Source organism: Paenibacillus sp. GM1FR (genome assembly GCF_002803315.1).
Taxonomy (GTDB): domain Bacteria; phylum Bacillota; class Bacilli; order Paenibacillales; family Paenibacillaceae; genus Paenibacillus; species Paenibacillus amylolyticus.
Map to the genome: position 1 here is coordinate 64,750 of NZ_MKZL01000015.1, position 18,766 is coordinate 83,515.

Below are 18,766 nucleotides of genomic sequence, written 5' to 3' on the forward strand. Positions count from 1 at the left end.
TGATTCATCCCGGCCACATAAGCACCAAAAAGGCATTGCAGGAGAATATCTCTGGCAATGCCTTTTTGTATTTGATATGGAGAAGGGGAAACCAGAGATATACCACGTCAAGTCTAGTCTGTGTACTCACTTAAACCGGCAGATTTTCCCGATATTCTTGCGGTGTAAGATCATAAAATTTCTTGAAAACTCGAATGAAATACGCGGTATTGTTGTAACCGACAAGTTCTGCAATCTCAAACACTTTGGCAGTTGATGTTCGCAAATGATAGGCTGCTTTCTCCATTCTTAACCGATACACATAGGCAGTAAGTGCTTCACCTGTCTCCGCCTTGTATACCTTGGACAAGTACACTGGATGCAGATGCACATGGTCAGCAATTGCAGGCAGTGATACATCACCAGCCAGATGAAGGTCGACAAAACTTTTGACGCTGCGCACAATGGTGCTGTGATTGTCTCTAAGCTCTTGTTCAGCATCATCTCGTATGTAATGAAGTGTACGGACGGACCAGTCCTGTAGCTGCTGCGCAGTGGAATAGCTGGGAGCTTGAAAGTAACGATAGGACTCTGCTGGTATCAAAGAAGAGATTTGTTTGCCATTTTTATGAATGATGTACGCAAACGCGCCCGCAATAGCAAAATACACCTCAAAGGTTGACTCGGCAATATCATGATGTTCATTGGAATGCAGCAGTTCCTCAAAAATGTGCTCGATTTTCTGTTCCACATCCTCAAAGCGACCAGCTTCGAGCAGGCTAATCAACGTTGGCGGCTGATACAGCGACCTAATCGTATGTAGAGGATTGGCATCCGTTTCATCGGAAGCGGTGACAAACAAACCTTGCACCTGACCCATCCGTTTACGCATGGACATAACCGTTCGCTCATAGAGTTCTCCAATTTCGTGGGGAAACTTGCCCCAACTGGAGACGGAAATGGAGATTGCACCTTTCAGGTATAACTGAACATTGGTTTGAATCTGGGCAGCATACTGCTCAAGCAATGTCTGAGGCGTCTCACTCCTGCTATAACTCATCGTTGTGGAATGTTTCATGCTTACCAGAACAACAATGTAATCATGAACGTCTCGTGTGTGCCAGATATGAAAATGATTATGCATCACTTCACTTATGATATTACATATCGCATATTCCATTAGGGCCAGGTCGCCGTGTGCCATATCGGATAGATGTTTCTCCATACGAATAATCAACATGCCGAGATCTTCTCCTACGGAGTAGGGAAGCTCCAGCAGATCAAGCTTGTCTGCCAGCGTCTTCTGATCATAGACTTTTCCAGTCAGCAACTCATGCAGCATCGTGGATTGAAGCAATGGCAGATGATCCTGAAAGGCGTGTAAGGCTCTTTGATGAGATGCTGCGGTTTCCCACTTTTCTTTAATTCGATGAACAAGACGTTGCACGGATTCGATCAGATCTTCATCACTAACGGGTTTCAGCAAGTAATCAAAGCTTTCCTGCGCAATGGCCTGTTTCGCATATTCAAAGTCGGCGTGACCTGATAACAGAATCGTCTGCACATGAGGCCACTTTTCATGAATCGCTGTAATCAGTGCAATGCCTGACATTTCGGGCATACGTATATCCGTAATTACAATGTCAATGTCGTGGTTGTCCATAATTTCCAGCGCTACTGCACCGGATAATGCTTCATGAACTGTACCGATCCCGCAGCTTTCCCACGGAATGGTCTCTGCCAGCGTTTCCACGACGGAACGTTCATCGTCAACTAATAATATTTGCAGCATGGGTCGTTCACCTACTTGTCTGTATTGTCGTGCCACGTGATGTTAACTTTAATCCCACCCATTGAAGAATGATCATAAGATAGTCCAGATCCTTCACCGTACAGAAAAGATAAACGCTGATGGACATTCCATGTACCACATCCCATATTCTCATCCAGCGGTTTAAGAAGATTATCTCTCAGATGATCAAGCTGTTTCTCAGACATGCCAAGCCCGCTGTCCTCCACGGTAATCGTGTACACATCATCCTCGCAGTCCGCATAGATTTTAATCTCACCATCTACCGATTTGGGCTCCAGACCATGAATAATAGCGTTCTCAATAATAGGCTGGAGGGTTAGTCTGGGAACTGTTTTATCTAAAATATCATGGGGCACGTCGATTGTAAAATGCATTCGTTCCAGACGAAGTGACTGGATTTCCAAATAATTTTTGACCATCGTCAGCTCTTCACGAAGCGTGGCTTGATCCTTTTCGGACCTGGTTATGTATCGGTAATACTCCCCCAGATTCAGTGCCATGGCTACCACGGCCTTTTCATTTTTCATTCGGGCCATGTTCTTGATATAGAACAGACAGTTATATAGAAAATGCGGATTAATCTGCGATTGCAACTGTTTGAGCGTGGCTTCCCGACTTCTTAATTTCTCCTCATATACATTCTCGATTAATTCTTGAATTCGTTGAGCCATGATGTTGAAACGTGCAAATAACAGGCTGAACTCATTGCGTGCAGAATGATGAAGCCGAACGGAAAAGTCCCCGGTGGACAAGCGATTTGTCCCCTTAACCAACTGTAAAAGTGGAAGCTGTACACTTCGGTAGAGTGTATATAATACAACAACGCTCATCACGATCAGAACGGCAATTGAAGCGTAAAAAAGATTCCGGCTACTCGTAATCGGTTTCAAAATTTGCTGCATAGGCACATAGTCAATATAATACCAGCCGAGGCTCTTGGATTGAATGTAGGAGACGTAATATTCCGTTTTGTTCAACGTTGTACTGAAGCCACCGCTGACCTGCAGTTTTGCTTCTTTCAGGGAAGGCAGAATTGCGTTCAAGGTCTCCTTTCCAGAACTATTGCTGATTAATCCATAATCGGGATGGAACATGAACGGGTCGCCTTTATTATTTAACTTGTTTTGATTAAGAAGTGCAGTTAAGTGATGAACTGGAAAACTGATTTTGGTAATCAATCTGGCTTTGCCAGGTCTCGCCATCGCTGTCGTTGGATCGGTAGTGTACCAGATAAACTGATTGTCAGCATAGGTCCAGGATTGCGAGAGAGGCTCCTTAAATTCATCATCCCTGTACGGAATGTAAGCATAATAATCCGTTGATATCACTTTTTGCATCCTTGGGAAGTATAGTGTGATGGTCGAATGCCATTTGCTTGCTGCGTTGTACAGATTCATTTTTTCCAGAATGGCACTTCCAACTTTCACACGTTCATAGGGAATGTCCTTGTAGTCGGGACGTTGATATTCCTGAATACTCGAATCTTGCCCAATAGACATCCCATACAATGACAGTTGGTAAATATTGGATTCTACTGAATCAGCAAATGTCGAGAGATGATTCATCGTATTGTTCTGAATCTCGTGTTCGATAACACGCACGCTTTCCCGGTTCGAGTATGTATAGAGAAACAGCACCAGAATAAGCAGCATCACAAACAACAGTGTAATTTTGGTAAAGACATTCAAGCGTGTGAACAAAGTCCAACCTCCTTAATCTTATTAAAATATTGATATCGTTGTTGCAATATTAGGATATAGATCACAAATTTCCATTGCTATAATTTTAATATACAAGTTCACGATGACTTGTAAAATACAAAATTTAGAACATGGGGGATGCAGGAGTGAAGGAACATACGTTAGAAACGCCGCATAAACGGCGCTCCACCAGGGTTAAACAGCGCTGGAATATGCAACGGAACTGGACCTTGCATATGATGCTCATTCCAGCTGTATTGCTGGCACTGGTGTTTCAGTACATACCGATGGGTGGCATTGTAATTGCTTTTCAGGATTTCAAACCATACTTGGGATTTTCTGAATCCAAATGGGTGGGTTGGGACAATTTCCGATATTTATTCTTATATCCGGACGTAGGTCAGGTGATCTGGAATACGCTGGTCATTGCATTTTTCAAAATCATCGCAGGACTATTCGCTCCATTCCTGTTTGCCATTTTGCTCAATGAAGTACGCTTGACGGCATTCAAGAGAGTAAGTCAAACGCTTGTGTATCTACCGCATTTCCTATCATGGGTTATTCTCGGTGGTATTCTGCTCGATATCCTGTCTCCTCAGGGCGGCATGGTCAACCAGCTTGTCGTAGCCTTTGGAGGAGAACCGATCTTCTTCCTGGGAGACGGTACATGGTTCCGGATAACGCTGATCCTCAGTGATGTGTGGAAAGAATTTGGTTTTGGTACGATCGTATTTCTGGCTTCTCTCTCAGGAATTAATCCTGCGCTCTACGAGGCTGCCGAGGTGGATGGGGCCAACCGATTTAAACAGACGCTGCACATTACGATTCCGGCATTAATGCCGATTACAATCGTACTGATGACACTCTCTATCGGCAATATCCTGAACGCCGGTTTTGATCAGGTATTCAACTTGTACAATCCGCTTGTGTATGACAAAGGCGACATCATTGACACCTTTGTATATCGACTCGGGATTCTGAACGGGAAGATGAGTTTTGCCACAGCAGTAGGGTTGTTCAAATCTGTGGTTGCTACCATTTTGATTGTTATATCTTACAGAATGGCTTACAAACTAGCTAATTATCGAGTTTTCTAGAGAGGAGAAAAGGGCTTGTATTATAAAACAAAAGGATACCGCATATTCAGCATCGCTAACTATACTTTTCTTGGGATATTATCGATACTCTGCATTTTACCAATTATTCATATATTGGCTGTTTCATTCAGCAGTATGGCGCCAGCATCATCTAACCTGGTTACCTTCTGGCCCATCGGGTTCACAACCGACGCATATGTAAAAACATTCGGGAATTCAAACTTCATCAACTCCTTGATCGTATCACTTAAACGGACTGTAATTGCGACGATCATTGGTATGGTCATCATGCTCTTAACCGCATTTCCGTTGTCGAAGGAAGATATCAGTTTTAAAGGTCGCTCCTTATATACGTGGTTTTTCGTATTTACCATTTTGTTCAGCGGCGGTTTGATTCCAAGTTACATTCTGATCCAGAAGCTTGGCTTGATGAATACAATCTGGGCGCTTATCCTGCCTGGCGCACTGTCCGTGTGGAACGTTATTCTCATGATGAACTTCTTCCGCGGTCTGCCCAAAGAACTTGAGGAAGCAGCTTATTTGGATGGAGCAGGTCATATCAAAACGTTGATTCTGGTCTACGTACCGCTTTCACTTCCAGCTATCGCAACCTTGTCCTTATTTACGATGGTGTATCAGTGGAACTCCTGGTTCGACGGCATGATCTATATGTCTGATATTAAAAATTATCCACTTGCTTCTCTATTACAGACCATTATTGTTCAGCAAGATCTCAGCAAAATCAACGTCGATCCTTCCATGTTGGAGAATATCTCGCAGCGAACGGTACGCGCAGCACAGATCTTTATCGGCGCGCTTCCGATCCTGATGGTATACCCGTTTTTACAACGTTTCTTCGTTAAGGGGATCGTTATTGGAGCAGTTAAGGAATAGGCTATGCAAATGCAAGGATAACTGAGCTGAGGGAGGAAGAAGGATGAGAAAAGGACTGGCATGTATGGTGGCATGGAGTTTAATGGCTTCTCTCGTTTATCCAGCAACTGCTGGAGCAGAAAGTGTACAGGGTCAAGCGGAGGTGGGAAATGTGCAGGCGAAAAGCCTGCACTTCTCTGTTCCCTATACAGATCTGACGGGGCATTGGTCACAATCTGCAGTTACACGTTTGCAAGACTTGAATTTATTGAAAGGTTATACGGACGGTACGTTCAAGCCCAGTCAGGTCATTAGCCGAGCTGAATTCGTCATGATTCTGGATCGGGCCTTTGGTTTCACCGGTAATGCGGCGAGTGGTTCATATGCGGATATGACTTCAGACGATTGGTACTATGACGTGATGGTACGAGCGAATGGTTCTGGCATCATCGAAGGGACAGACCGTGAACATCTGTCACCACAACAACCGATTACACGCCAAGATGCAGCGGTTATGGTAGATCGAGCTTTTCAACTTTCAGCGGCTACAAATGAAGAAAGTGAACAATTGAAATTTCAGGATGCAGATGATATTTCTAGTTATGCAAAGAAAGCGCTTACCTATCTGGTGAACGAAAATATTCTTAAAGGTTTCCAAGGCAAATTAAATCCCAAAGCCCCGATTACACGAGCGGAGACGGCAGAGTTACTGTCAGCGATGATTGCAGATGTAAAAAGCACTCCTGGAACATATGAGTCCCGGGTAGATGGCAACTTGATTATTAAATCGACGGATGTCACGTTGAAAAATATGATTGTTAATGGAAATCTGCTGCTGGCAGAAGGTATAGGCGAGGGATCTGTTGTTCTTCAGGGCGTAACTGTTACAGGAAGTGTCATCATTAAAGGCGGAGGCAGTCATTCCATCAACATTAACAACTCCAAGCTGAAGCGAGTAGTCGTTGACAAACGTGGGGAACCCGTCAGAGTTGCCATTACGGAAGAAAGTAACATTCAGGAGATGCATGTAAAGCAGAAATCCATTCTGGAGATCTCTTCAAACAGCCTGATTGATTCCATGAATATTCATGCAGAAGCGAGTCAGACTCAAATGGATACCAAAGGTACGATCCAAAAATTGAGTGTAGATGCCGATGATGTTGTGATCAACGGAGAGAAAGTAAAACAAGGATTGCGCACATCCATGGTGGGTGAAGCCCAACCACCTGCTTCATCGCAGCCTGGTGGTTCAACAAATGTGACAAGTACACCCACACCATCTTCTCCAGACGGGCAATCACCGTCTACACCATCAACACCAAGCAATCCTGCGGGCGAAAAACCGGTTCCAGCAACAACGATTCCGCATGATCAATGGGAGCTGGTCTGGAATGATGAGTTTAACGGGCCTTCGATTGATTCTTCCAAATGGACCGTGCAGGATACAGGACTCGTTTATAACAATGAAATGCAATATTACAGCCCCGATAACACTCGCATTACAAAAGATCAGAATCGAAGCGTGTTGCAGATTGAAGCAAAAAAGGGTCCGAAAAACGGTAAAGATTACAGCTCTGGCAAACTGATCTCCATGGGAAAAGGCGACTGGACCTACGGTAAAGTAGTTGTACGTGCGAAGCTTCCGATCGAAAAAGGCATGTGGCCTGCTATATGGATGATGCCAACAGATGAAGCACATTATGGTGGATGGCCTGCCTCTGGAGAAATCGATATTATGGAACTAATTGGCGGCAAAGAGAGTAATAACAAGGTATATAGCACATTGCATTATGACAGTGTGAAGCCTGACGGTTCCCATGGACATGATCAGGGAAGTCTTACTCTTCCGAAGGGAGAAACTTTCGCTGACGATTATCACGATTTCCAGGTGGAATGGTTGCCGGGTATGATTCGTTTCTATGTCGATGGAAAGCTGCATCATGAAGTGACTAACTGGCAAACGAAGGCCGCGGGCCAACCCGAGTATTATACGTTCCCTGCACCATTTGATCGTCCATTCTATCTGATTCTGAATCTGGCAGTTGGAGGAGACTGGCCGGGGGCACCTGAAAGCAACTTCATTTCCGAAAAGATGAATGTTGACTTTGTGCGAGTATATTCTTACAAAAATCTAGACACATGGCCTGATGTAACAACAAATCCCATCGAGCCTGCGCAACAGCGTGACCCACAAACCGATGGCAATCAAATCTACAATGATCATTTTGCGGAAGGGTCTGAAGACAATGGAGTGCCTCTTCAGTGGAAATTCATCACAAATGCTGATGGAGCTGGCAGTGTCAAAGTTGTAACGGATGAGCAGAAAGGGAAAGCAGCAGAAGTTACCATTGATGCATCGGGTACTGAAAACTACTCGGTTCAACTCACTCAGATGCCGATGTACATCAAGAAAAACAAAAAGTACAAGATACAATTTGATGCGAAAGCATCTGCTAACCGCACAATCATGTCCAAACTGAACCAATTCGAAAAAAGCTGGACGAATTATTCGGGTGATAACACCTTTGCACTCACGACAGATTGGCAATCCTATGACTATACCTTCAATATGCGGGATGGCACGGATAACAATGCCAGATTCGAATTTAATCTGGGGTTGGATGATACAACCGTTTGGTTTGCCAATGTCAGGCTGATCGAGGTGGGTGAAGCTGATCCGTTAACTGTCGAACGAAACGCGCTACCTGATGGCAACTTTATTTACAATGGCACATTCGATCAAGGCAAGGAGCGTCTGGGATTCTGGTCAAGCAGCATTCAGGACAGTGCGGCAGCCAATATAAGTGTAAATAACTTTTCGAAATTCCCAATTATGGAGCGTCAGCTGGTTGTTGATGTTACTCAAACGAATAATGACCCACAACAAGTTTCGGTGAACCAACCGGATTTGAAACTGGAAGCGAATACAACGTATGGTTTCTCCTTAGATGCCAAGGCAGACACACCGCGAAGTATCGACATTGATGTTGTCAGCAGTAATGGGCATACGGTACAGGTTCATCAAGGACAAAACCTCTCCTTGAACCAAGAAATGAAAACATTCACCGGAGAAATCATCATTGGAGATGGAGCATCAATCGCACAATCCGAGCTAAAACTGTTATTCGGCAGTTCTAAAGGTAAGGTATATGTGGACAATGTTCGTCTGACGAAACGCGGCAAACCTCTGTCAGTGAATGGCTACGCACATGTTCCTGCAACCGAAGCCTGGATGATGCAGGGCTTACAACTGGAGGACTCCGTAGAAGGAGGAAAACATGTCAGTTACATGGATCAGGGAGATCTGCTGCAATATAAAATCGATGTAGCTCACGACGGAGTATATGTTCTGTCTGCCCGAATGGCCAGTGGAAAAAGTGATTCCAAGGTTCAGTTCAGCATTCAGGATGAACAAGGTACAACCGTTGCACAATCAGACCTGAGTCTCGGAGACACGGGTGGATGGCAAGCATATCAAACGGTGTATTTTCCAGGGGTCAACTTGACAGCAGGTAAACCCTATTATGTGAATTTTGAAGGAGCAGATTATAATACACGTTGGGTGGATATTTCACAAAACAAAATTCAGAACAGTGAACTAACAGCTGATCTGAATCATTGGGAGCTAACTCCTAATGATCTGACAGCCTCACATGAAGAGGGCGTAGGATTAACGATTAAATTGCCTGGTACAAGTGAACATTGGTGGGATGCTTTGTTGCAACAAGGTCAGATCAAACTTGATGCAAACAAAACGTACCGACTTACCTTCGAGGGATCTGCTTCCAGTCCTAAATCCATGCAAGCGGTTCTTTCTCAGAATGCAGGGGATTTTGTGAAGTATTTTGAAGAAGAAGTGGAATTAACCGCGGATCAAAAGTCATATAGTTACACCTTCACTATGGGGGATAGCTCCGATTCGGCAGCTATGCTTGCATTTGGATTAGGATATCCGCTATCTACAGGTGAACACTCGATTCACATCAATAACATCCAATTATATGAAGTTAATCCGAATGCAGATCAAGGAGGTCAGCCAGCTCATGTTAACCTTATTCCCAATGGGGACTTCTCCAAAGGTGAAGAAGGTTGGTTTACCCACGCGGATGGTAATGCAGCGGACCTTGAGATGCAAGTTAGCAATCAACAGCTTCAAGCCAAGATTGGTCATGCAGGCCAGCATCCATGGGATCGTCAAGTCATCAATGAAGGATTTGGCATACAGCAAGGTTTTAAATATAAATTAACGTTTAAAGCCAAAGCGGAGAAGTCCAGAAAATTGGGTTTGGGAGTTGGATGGGTCGATGCCGCTGCCAACTATGAATGGCATGGGTTCTTTGGGGCACGAGTTGATTTGACTCCAGAAGAACAGGAGTTCACGTTTACATTTGATGCAACAGAAGACAGCTATGCGAATACTCGAATTTCATTTGACCTGGGTAACATTGATGGTGAGCAAGATGGCAACACAACCGTCTCATTATCCGAGGTCAGCTTGATTAATCTGGGTCCTGCCAATTAACTTCTGAATTCTCTATAATTTGTCTTATATGCTTGCCTAATTCTCTTATTACCTATGCATGCAGAATAAAGTTGTCCAGGAATGACATCATCCCCATGGCAAAATCAAATCGCTTAAAGAATTATCCAGCGAATATGAAGAGAAACCTACTACGAATTAAGCAAGAGACTGTCAGTGAGCATTGCTGGCAGTCTTTCTTCATATATTGCAGACATTGAGCAATACGTACATACTCTATTCTAAAAACGAATGAACACAAGATATAATGCCTGGATAGTTCGTAAATAACTGTGAACAAATCGTTAATTCATTGACATTGCATGTAATTTTAATTAGAATACGAAATGGACTTCAGGTTGAAAACAGATATGAGTATCTTTATGTTTAGTTTAGATCTTAGCTGTTGAATCTTTAAATCCTAACAACGAATATAGGAGCGACAATATTACAATCCTATATGAAGATTAGGATTTTTTGTTTTTAGCTTTGGAGTATAATTTGAAAGTTGGAGGCTGGCTTTACCATGGACAAATGGTTCAAACTTAAAGAACGAGGCACGACCATCCCCACAGAAATTATCGCAGGGGTTACAACATTTTTCACAATGGTATACATAGTTATCGTAAACCCAGGAATACTCAGCAGCACAGGCATGGACTTTAACGGAGTATTCATAGCAACGGTACTGGCAAGTATTGTGGGAACTCTGATTATGGGAATATGGTCCAATTATCCAATCGTCATCGCGCCGGGTATGGGCCTGAATGCATTCTTTGCCTATAGCGTAGTTGCAGGGTATGGCGTGTCTTGGCAGGTTGCACTGGGAGCCGTATTTATAGCAGGGATTTTGTTTATTATTTTATCACTGACTTCATTCCGTTACATGTTGCTTGATGCAATTCCTGCTAGCTTAAAACATGCCATAACCGCAGGGATCGGATTGTTTATTACAACGGTAGGTTTGCAAAATGCCGGGATTATTGCCGATTCAGAATCGAATTTGATTACGATCGGGAACTTGGCTGAGCCGATGGCTTATCTGACCATTATCGGATTGATTATTACCGTTGTGCTGATGGCTTATAATGTGAAAGGTTACCTGTTCATCGGAATGGTGGTAACAGCGATACTTGCCTGGATCATGGGACTATTCCAAATGCCGGAATCGATTGTATCCATGCCGCAAGGCCTCGCGTCAACGGCTTTGCAACTGGATCTGGCAGGGGTATTCTCGAATGGTTTGTATACGATCATATTTACGTTCCTGCTGATCACACTGTTTGATACGACGGGCACGATGCTCGGCGTTGCTGAACAAGCAGGATTGCTTAAGGATGGTAAATTCCCACGCTCGCGTGGCGCATTATTGGCAGATGCCGTAGGAACAACCTCAGGTGCTTTGCTCGGAACAAGTCCAACATCGGCTTACATCGAATCCAGCACAGGGGTAGCTGCAGGAGGAAGAACGGGACTGACAGCGGTAACGGTAAGTGTGCTGCTTGCGCTGACCTTGTTCTTCACACCGATCGTAAGTGTAATATCAAGCATCCCGGCGATCACTTCTCCGGCACTGATCATTGTTGGATACTTTATGATTAACGTCATCAGCAAAATCAAATGGGATGATCTCGAAGAAGCATTTCCTGCCTTCCTGATTATCATTCTTACTCCATTGACGCATAGTATTGCGACAGGAATCGGCGTAGGCTTCATCTTCTATCCGGTGCTCAAGCTGCTTCGTGGAAAAGGTAAAGATGTTCATCCCATCTTCTACATTTTTGCGGTATTGTTCTTCATTCAGCTTGTGTTCCTGGACCACTAAAACTGTCTTATCCTATGGAGAACTGCTCTCAACAAGCAGCTCTCTTTTTTTTGCTTGTTCATACTCCGTTCATATTCCCGTCACGAAGGGGACATCTTTCATGGTTACACTATACCTATGTCGCAAGAGCGGCTCTACAGATATAACGACAGGAGAAGATGGAAATGGCAGAAGCAGTGGATGTAACAACAACGGGGACTAAGGGCCGTAAAAAACGGTACTTATGGTTGAAAATAATAGGTGGTATTGTCGGCGCGCTGGTGCTGTTCATGGGCATCACGTTTGTCGTTCATACGATAAGTAATGGGGCCGAGAAAAAGAAAATCGAATCGTACGGCCAATATGTCAATGTTGATGGGAAGAATATGAATGTATCCATTCAAGGTAGCGGCGAACAAACCATCGTGTTACTTCCTGGACAAGGAACACCGTCACCAGTACTTGATTTCAAATTGTTAATCGATGAATTAACTTCTGATTACAAAGTTGTGGCGATTGAGCCTTTCGGTTATGGGTTAAGTGACCAAACCGAAACGGAGAGAACCACCGAGAATATTGTTAGTGAAATTCATGAAGCTGTACAGCAGCTCGGTATAGATCGTTATATTCTGATGGGGCATTCCATCACGGGACTGTACGCGGCGACTTATGTGAACACGTATCCGGATGAAGTCTCTGCTTTTGTCGGGATCGATAGCAGTGTTCCGAATCAACCTGGCATGGATGTTAAATTACCTTTGAACTTAATGAAATTCTTTCAAAAATCAGGCTTAATGAGAGTACTCAATAAAGTGAGTGGTGATTCATATGCATCACTTGACTATGATGAACATACCAAAGAACAGATGAAGTTGATTTCGAATCAAGTCTCGACAAATCCGACATTAGTAAATGAGCTTAAACATCTGGGTTCCAATTTCAAAAATGGAGAAAAACTCACGTATCCTAGTGATCTGCCAGTGCTTCTCTTTGTTCAATCCAATAACGAGAAAAACCCGCAGTGGATTCCGTTACATGAAGCACAAGCCAAACAATCCGCGCAGGGCAAAATGATCCCAATGGAAGGTTCACATTACCTGCATCATACGAAATACAAAGAAATTGCCGAGGAATTCAAATCTTACATGAAACAAATCCAATAGGATGATTGATTAATAAACTGCGGTACCGAATCTGGTGCCGTGGTTTTTTTGTTATCAGGAGAGGCTAAAATAAAGACTTGACCTTAGGTCAGACCTAAGGTTTATGCTTGTAATATGAAAAACAGCAAAGGTGGTGAATTGGTTGAGTGATGAAATTACGATTAGTGAGCTGGCAAAGCTGATGAAAGTCTCTGTACATCAAATTCGATACTTCGAAGAAAAAGGGGTGTTACACCCCGCTTATATAGCAGAAAACCAATACAGGATGTATGGGGTAGATGAAATTTACCGTCTATCTCATATTTTGTTGCTTCGCAAAATGGGACTGTCTGTTCAAATGATCAAGGAATGTTTGAGTAATCTGACAACCGTTCAAATCACATCATTATTTCGCCAAGCGTTAGCAGACACGGAAGCAGCCATCACTCAGCTTCAGCAAACAAAGCACCTTATCAGCAAGTTGCTGCAGGAGAAAGATCATATTCCACGTGATGAAGAACAAGTAACTTATTCTATTGTTACTCGTGAGGAGGTTCACTTATCCCTGTGGTTCCATATGGAAGCGCAAGGATATTTGCATGCAAGGAGACTGATCCAACACAACGGAAATATTCCCGATTTATTTGAAGCCGACATCCATTATGCGTACGATGAGACGGACACCGTAGGAATGTATACACAAAAGGAGGGAGCGAACGATTTAGTTTTGCCTAGAGGAAAATACCTTTCTCGTCATGTATATGTACAAATTGAAACTGAACTCAAAGAACATATCAACGAATTTTATGCTTACGCAGAAGATCAGGGCTATCCCTATCACGGTCCACTTATTATGGTAGAAAAATCTTATTTATCTTTATTCACACCAGAAAAGCTTCATTATGAGCTGTTGTTACAAATGATCGATTAGGGGAGGCACACAGTGACAACTTCCATTCAGATAGAACCCGTTTGTCCCCAGTTTCATCAAGCTGTTGCTGAACTCATGGCTTATGGTTTTGGACACAAATTTCAAAAGATCACTTCATTGTCCATAACTGATCTGGCTTACCTATTTGAACAGTTGCTCAATCATCCGCCCATGGAACAAAGTACTCTTCGTATCATTGCTCGTGAAAATGAGGAGATTGTTGGCACCATGTGCTTGAAATGGAAGGAAGCAGATAACAGAGCAGCAATAACAAGCGTTCGTGCCAATCCTCATTGGTGGAGCCACTGCAATAGAGTTGGCATGTGGAAACTGCTTCAGTTATTAACTGGTTTACATCTGCTGAAGCATACTCCTACATTAGGCGAATGTTATGTGGAAGATCTGGTTGTACATCCACAGCACCAAGGCAAGGGAATTGGTACGCAGTTGCTTCAATGGGCACAGAAATATATGTTGCAATCCAAATCAATGTCATCTCTTAGCTTGCATGTGGCAAGTCAGAATCATCAAGCGATACAGTTATATGAACGCTATCAATTTCGCAAGCAGTATAGCACAAACAGCTTTCTGACCGGCCTGCTCTTAGGCGAAAATCAATGGCATTACATGATTTACAAAGGAGATAGTTATGTTTAAATGGAACAAACGATACATCTCAGTTATTGTGGCAATCTTACTGATGGTTAGTGCAGGACTGTACATAGTCGATCAAAGTGATTTTGACATGGAGGAACAAACCGTTGAAATTCAATCTCCACAGGGTAAGTTAACAGGTACGCTCATGTTGCCCAGAAACCATTCAGGCAAGCTAGGTCTAGTGCTGTTTATTCACGGTGACGGTCCGATAGACTCTACTCATGGTGAGGGATACAAACCGTTATGGGAGCGACTGACATCGATCGGGTATGCATCCTTGTCGCTAGATAAACGGGGAATCGGGGGTTCAGAGGGAAACTGGCTAGATCAAAGCATGGATGATCGTGTTGTGGAGGCACAGCAAGCTATTGCATGGGCGAAAGAACAATCCATCATTGATGATTCCAAAATAGGCGTATGGGGTGCCAGCCAAGCAGGCTGGGTGATTCCTAAGCTTGCTGGGAAAGAACATCTCGCCTTCAGTATCTTGGTATCACCAGCGATAAACTGGTTGGAACAGGGAGAATACAACACACGCAGCCAAATGGCGAAAGATGGTCATTCCACGGAGGAGATTCAAAATCAGGTCGATTATGAAAACCAGATTAAAGAGATTTTAAAGAAACATGGCACATATGAAGAGTACACCAAGATTGCTCGAGAGGATGATCTGATTTCCAAAGAACGCTGGAACTTCATAAAGAAAAATTTTGCTTCAGATGCCACGGCGGATTTGCATCATTTCAAAACCCCGGTACTCCTTCTGCTTGGAGAAGATGATGTGAATGTGGACATTGTTGATACAGAGCAAGCATATCGTAAAGGAATTCAGCCATCTTCCTTGCTTCATGTGAAAATCTTCTCTAATACAGAACATTCGATGTTACCAACCTCTATTGCAGGCTCGGAATGGAAACAATCACTACGATTTTTGTTTGCTCCGAGAAGCATTACAGTGGATGGGTATATGGATGAAATAGAACATATGTTGACCACTTCTTCCTTATAAAAGACGGTTTACGATCTCTTCGTATCACCAGATAGATAATTGTCATTTGGAAATGAAAGAGCAGGGTCAGGGAGCGCCCTTATCCTGCCTTTTTGCGTGTTATATGTTAATTACTGTACCAAATGTTCCAGATCCGGCTGCAATTTGGTCCGTAAAACATATAACATGATGGCCCCAACTAGGAACGCCACGGCATCCGCAATAACGAGTGACCAGATCACTCCATGAAAGCCATTCATTTGATTAGCGATATACAATACAGGAATTAGCGTAACTCCTTGAATTATGGACATAACAAACGCGGCGGTTCCTTGGGCTGTTGCTTGGAAGATCCCCATAAACAAAGAAGTCATTCCTGTAATAAACAAGGATAAGAAGGTTACATGAAGAATGTAGCTACCCATTTCAATTAATTGTGGGTCAGTCGTAAATAAACCAATCAAGTGGTCAGAGATCAGATAAACGATAACACCGAACAGGACGGCTAAGCCCAAAATAGCTTTGATCGTGAATCCAATCGTTTGTTTCATACGTAATTTGTTCGCTGTGAATGAGAAGGCAATCAACGGCACAACTCCCTCGCACAAGCCCATCAGAATAAACTCAGGAAATTGCAGTAAACGTGATGAGATTCCATACCCCGCAACGGCCTGATCCCCATATTCGACAAGAAAAAGGTTAAGAATAAGCGACATTGCACCCAAGAAGACACTCATAACAAAGACGGGAACACCGATTTTGAACACATTGCTAAGGATGTCCTTGGTCACCTTGAACCATTTCAGGGAGACGGTTAAGAATTGACTCTTATAACTCATATGGTAAGCGTAAAATGCACTCGCAACCAAGTTGGAGATGACGGTAGCAGATGCAACGCCAATCACGCCCCAATGGAAGACAAAAATGAATAGTGCATCAAGGATAATATTTATAACAACACTGAGAATCATACCGGTCATAGAAGTCATTGCTGAACCTTCTGAGCGCACGATATTCTCCAGGGTGAAGAATAAGATGACGAAGGGTGAACCCATAAGCATAATCGTGACATACTCTTTCGTAAATCCGAAGGACTCTGGCGTTGCCCCCAGCCCATGAACGATTGGTTCAATCAGCGGGAGCCCAACGGCCATCACAATAATTCCGAGAACTAAACTGCTGTAAAAGGCAAATGAAGATACATGCTTCAGATCATCTACTTTTTTCTCTCCCAGCAAACGGGAGATGAATGTGCCGCTGCCTATACCAATTAAATTACCAAGGGCCATGATAACCGCGAATAAAGGTAAAGTTAATGCGAGTGCGGTTAACATTGCCGTATTACCCAGTGTGCCAAGGAAATAGGCATTCAAGATGGAGTAAATAACACTCATTGACGTGCCTAGCATCATTGGGACAGCAAAATGAGCTACGGCTTTGGCGATTGGTGCTTTTTCAAAGTAATGGAGGTTTTCTGCATCCATGTGGGTCACTACTTTCTTCGTTAATATTGATCTAATCTAACACCGTTAGATTGAACCTTACAGTGTTAGATGTTATCATGAACTTATGAACCTGTAAAGCATAAACTTACACTGTTAGATAAAAGGGCGGATACCGATGAAAAAACAACAGCCTCAGATTTCAGAAGATAAGATTTTGGAAACTTCGTGGGAGCTTCTCGGGGAAGAGGGCATCGAGAAATTCAGCATGAGACGCTTGGCAGACAAGCTGGGGATTCAGGCTCCATCTCTATACTGGTACTTCAAGAGCAAGCAGACACTCTACCAACGGCTGGCCAACCAGATATCGAAAATTATTCTGGACGAGTTTCATACTGAAGGGGACTGGAAGGAGCAGATGGAGGGGCTTGCGGTGACGGTACGGAGTGTGCTCAGCAGATACCCGTGCTCCACACAGCTCATGATGATGACGTTGCCCCATGAACCGGACATGATCCGCTTCACCAACCGCATGTTGCTCTGCATGGAATCAACGCCATTAGAGCAAGAGCAGAAATTACAGGCCGTTCTTACACTGGTCAACTATGTATTCTATTTCGTACTCGACGATTATCAGCATCAGCGCAATATCTCTGCTGTTATTAAGGACCAGGAAGCACTTCAGGGTGAAGAGATGATACATCTTCTGGATTCTATGAGTGAGAAGGAAGCTGGACTCTTTAGCAGGATGTATAAGAACGGTCTGTTTGAGGTGATGGGAACCGACGGAGCTTTCGAGTTCGGCTTGAAGCTTATTTTGCTCGGGATTGAACAAGTCATAAAGAAACCCACCGAGAATTAAACTCCGGTGGGTTTCTTCTTATACTAACGTTAATCCCTTTATCAGTCTAAAATTTAGCCTGAATTTCTTTTAAAAACAAATCCGCAGCAGTCGAAAAGACCTGATGTTTTTTCCAAACGATATTTAACCCAGATTCAAGTCTTGGCTCTAGAGGTCTGAAACAAAGATCGCTTTCACTGGACGTATTCACTATTTTATCAAGTGTTAATGCATAACCAATGCCTTCTTCAACCATAATGGCAGCATTATATGCAAGATTGTATGTAGTTACGACGTTTAATTTGTCAAAATCTTCACCAAACCAATCCGCAAACTCATTTTTCGAAAATGTCTGCTTCATCGACTGTCGTGAACAGATCAGTGGAACATGTAATAAGTCTGTAGATCGAATCGTATCTTTGGAGGCGAGTGGACTTTCTTTTCTCATAACCACTCCCCAAACATCCTTGTCGGAGAAATTGATATAGTTATATTTGGAAACATCCGCTGGCTGGATTAGAATACCGAAATCAAGGAGTCCCTTGTCAAGCCGCTCAGTTACATCATCTTCGTTGCCGCTGTATAGGTGATAGCGTATATTGGGATATTTATTCTGAACTTCTTTTGCCACTCTTGCAATCTGTTTCATGGCTTCCGTTTCTCCACCGCCTATATAAATATCTCCACTTATGGTTTCTTCCATTGATTCAAATTCTGCCTCTAATTTATCGACCATACCCACAATTTCTTCAGCCCTATTTCTTAAAAGCATACCTTCATCTGTGAGAACAATACTGTAACTACTGCGAATAAATAATTTCTTTCCCAACTCTTGCTCGAGGTCTTTCAATTGTCTGGACAAGGTGGGCTGCGTAACATGCAAGAAATCAGCAGCGCGTGTAATACTTCCTTCTCTGGCGACCGTAAGAAAATAACGCAATACTCTAATCTCCATCGTAACTCCTCCTTTATCCTTTATA

13 protein-coding genes are annotated in these 18,766 nt (G+C 43.3%); 9 read left to right on the forward strand and 4 right to left on the reverse strand.

Annotated elements, in window-relative coordinates; translation table 11 throughout:
• Nucleotides 1–130 precede the first annotated feature (130 nt).
• The gene (locus tag PAEAM_RS13475; RefSeq protein WP_017688357.1) at nt 131–1,771 is read right to left on the reverse strand and encodes a response regulator; all 1,641 of its coding nucleotides are present in this window, start codon (nt 1,769–1,771) and stop codon (nt 131–133) included.
• 11 nt (nt 1,772–1,782) lie between these two features.
• Nucleotides 1,783–3,492 (reverse strand): sensor histidine kinase, encoded by a 1,710-nt coding sequence (locus PAEAM_RS13480; RefSeq protein ID WP_100527881.1) that lies wholly within the window; start codon nt 3,490–3,492, stop codon nt 1,783–1,785.
• A 146-nt stretch (nt 3,493–3,638) separates the two neighbouring features.
• Between PAEAM_RS13480 and PAEAM_RS13485 the strand changes: the two genes are divergently transcribed.
• The 8 genes from PAEAM_RS13485 to PAEAM_RS13520 all read left to right on the forward strand — a co-directional run bounded on the left by PAEAM_RS13485 (nt 3,639) and on the right by PAEAM_RS13520 (nt 15,524).
• The gene (locus PAEAM_RS13485; RefSeq protein WP_017688355.1) at nt 3,639–4,589 is read left to right on the forward strand and encodes an ABC transporter permease; all 951 of its coding nucleotides are present in this window, start codon (nt 3,639–3,641) and stop codon (nt 4,587–4,589) included.
• 15 nt (nt 4,590–4,604) lie between these two features.
• Entirely contained in the window at nt 4,605–5,483 is an 879-nt protein-coding gene (locus tag PAEAM_RS13490) for a carbohydrate ABC transporter permease (protein WP_017688354.1), read from the forward strand.
• A 43-nt stretch (nt 5,484–5,526) separates the two neighbouring features.
• Nucleotides 5,527–9,984, forward strand: a complete 4,458-nt coding sequence (locus PAEAM_RS13495; protein ID WP_100527882.1) for a carbohydrate binding domain-containing protein — start codon at nt 5,527–5,529, stop codon at nt 9,982–9,984.
• 523 nt (nt 9,985–10,507) lie between these two features.
• Nucleotides 10,508–11,806: an NCS2 family permease gene (locus PAEAM_RS13500; protein WP_017688352.1), complete on the forward strand. Its 1,299-nt coding sequence runs from the start codon at nt 10,508–10,510 to the stop codon at nt 11,804–11,806.
• Between the two features lie 164 nt (nt 11,807–11,970).
• On the forward strand, nt 11,971–12,948 hold the full coding sequence (locus PAEAM_RS13505) for an alpha/beta hydrolase (protein WP_036615620.1): 978 nt from the start codon (nt 11,971–11,973) through the stop codon (nt 12,946–12,948).
• Nucleotides 12,949–13,090: 142 nt separating this feature from the next.
• The gene (locus PAEAM_RS13510; RefSeq protein WP_100527883.1) at nt 13,091–13,858 is read left to right on the forward strand and encodes a MerR family transcriptional regulator; all 768 of its coding nucleotides are present in this window, start codon (nt 13,091–13,093) and stop codon (nt 13,856–13,858) included.
• Nucleotides 13,859–13,870: 12 nt separating this feature from the next.
• Complete coding sequence (locus tag PAEAM_RS13515) at nt 13,871–14,515, forward strand: GNAT family N-acetyltransferase (RefSeq protein WP_100527884.1); 645 nt, start codon at nt 13,871–13,873, stop codon at nt 14,513–14,515.
• Nucleotides 14,508–15,524: an alpha/beta hydrolase family protein gene (locus PAEAM_RS13520; protein ID WP_100527885.1), complete on the forward strand. Its 1,017-nt coding sequence runs from the start codon at nt 14,508–14,510 to the stop codon at nt 15,522–15,524. Before PAEAM_RS13515 ends, PAEAM_RS13520 begins: the two co-directional genes overlap by 8 nt.
• Before the next feature lie 110 nt (nt 15,525–15,634).
• On the opposite strand, the gene PAEAM_RS13525 is transcribed toward PAEAM_RS13520, so the two are convergent.
• Nucleotides 15,635–16,987: an MATE family efflux transporter gene (locus PAEAM_RS13525; RefSeq protein WP_100527886.1), complete on the reverse strand. Its 1,353-nt coding sequence runs from the start codon at nt 16,985–16,987 to the stop codon at nt 15,635–15,637.
• 136 nt (nt 16,988–17,123) lie between these two features.
• On the opposite strand from PAEAM_RS13525, the gene PAEAM_RS13530 reads away from it, so the two are divergent.
• Nucleotides 17,124–17,807 carry a TetR/AcrR family transcriptional regulator C-terminal domain-containing protein gene (locus PAEAM_RS13530; protein ID WP_100527887.1) on the forward strand — a complete coding sequence of 228 codons (684 nt, stop codon included), beginning with the start codon at nt 17,124–17,126 and terminating at the stop codon, nt 17,805–17,807.
• Between the two features lie 46 nt (nt 17,808–17,853).
• On the opposite strand, the gene PAEAM_RS13535 is transcribed toward PAEAM_RS13530, so the two are convergent.
• Nucleotides 17,854–18,741 (reverse strand): LysR family transcriptional regulator, encoded by an 888-nt coding sequence (locus PAEAM_RS13535; RefSeq protein ID WP_100527888.1) that lies wholly within the window; start codon nt 18,739–18,741, stop codon nt 17,854–17,856.
• Between the last annotated feature and the right edge of the window lie 25 nt (nt 18,742–18,766).

What these genes read in the sequence shown, in the direction of transcription:
- PAEAM_RS13475 (WP_017688357.1), bottom strand. Translation starts at nt 1,771, where the DNA reads ATGCTGCAAATATTATTAGTTGACGATGAACGTTCCGTCGTGGAAACG.
- PAEAM_RS13495 (WP_100527882.1), top strand. Translation starts at nt 5,527, where the DNA reads ATGAGAAAAGGACTGGCATGTATGGTGGCATGGAGTTTAATGGCTTCT.
- PAEAM_RS13500 (WP_017688352.1), top strand. Translation starts at nt 10,508, where the DNA reads ATGGACAAATGGTTCAAACTTAAAGAACGAGGCACGACCATCCCCACA.
- PAEAM_RS13505 (WP_036615620.1), top strand. Translation starts at nt 11,971, where the DNA reads ATGGCAGAAGCAGTGGATGTAACAACAACGGGGACTAAGGGCCGTAAA.
- PAEAM_RS13520 (WP_100527885.1), top strand. Translation starts at nt 14,508, where the DNA reads ATGTTTAAATGGAACAAACGATACATCTCAGTTATTGTGGCAATCTTA.
- PAEAM_RS13525 (WP_100527886.1), bottom strand. Translation starts at nt 16,987, where the DNA reads ATGGATGCAGAAAACCTCCATTACTTTGAAAAAGCACCAATCGCCAAA.
- PAEAM_RS13530 (WP_100527887.1), top strand. Translation starts at nt 17,124, where the DNA reads ATGAAAAAACAACAGCCTCAGATTTCAGAAGATAAGATTTTGGAAACT.
- PAEAM_RS13535 (WP_100527888.1), bottom strand. Translation starts at nt 18,741, where the DNA reads ATGGAGATTAGAGTATTGCGTTATTTTCTTACGGTCGCCAGAGAAGGA.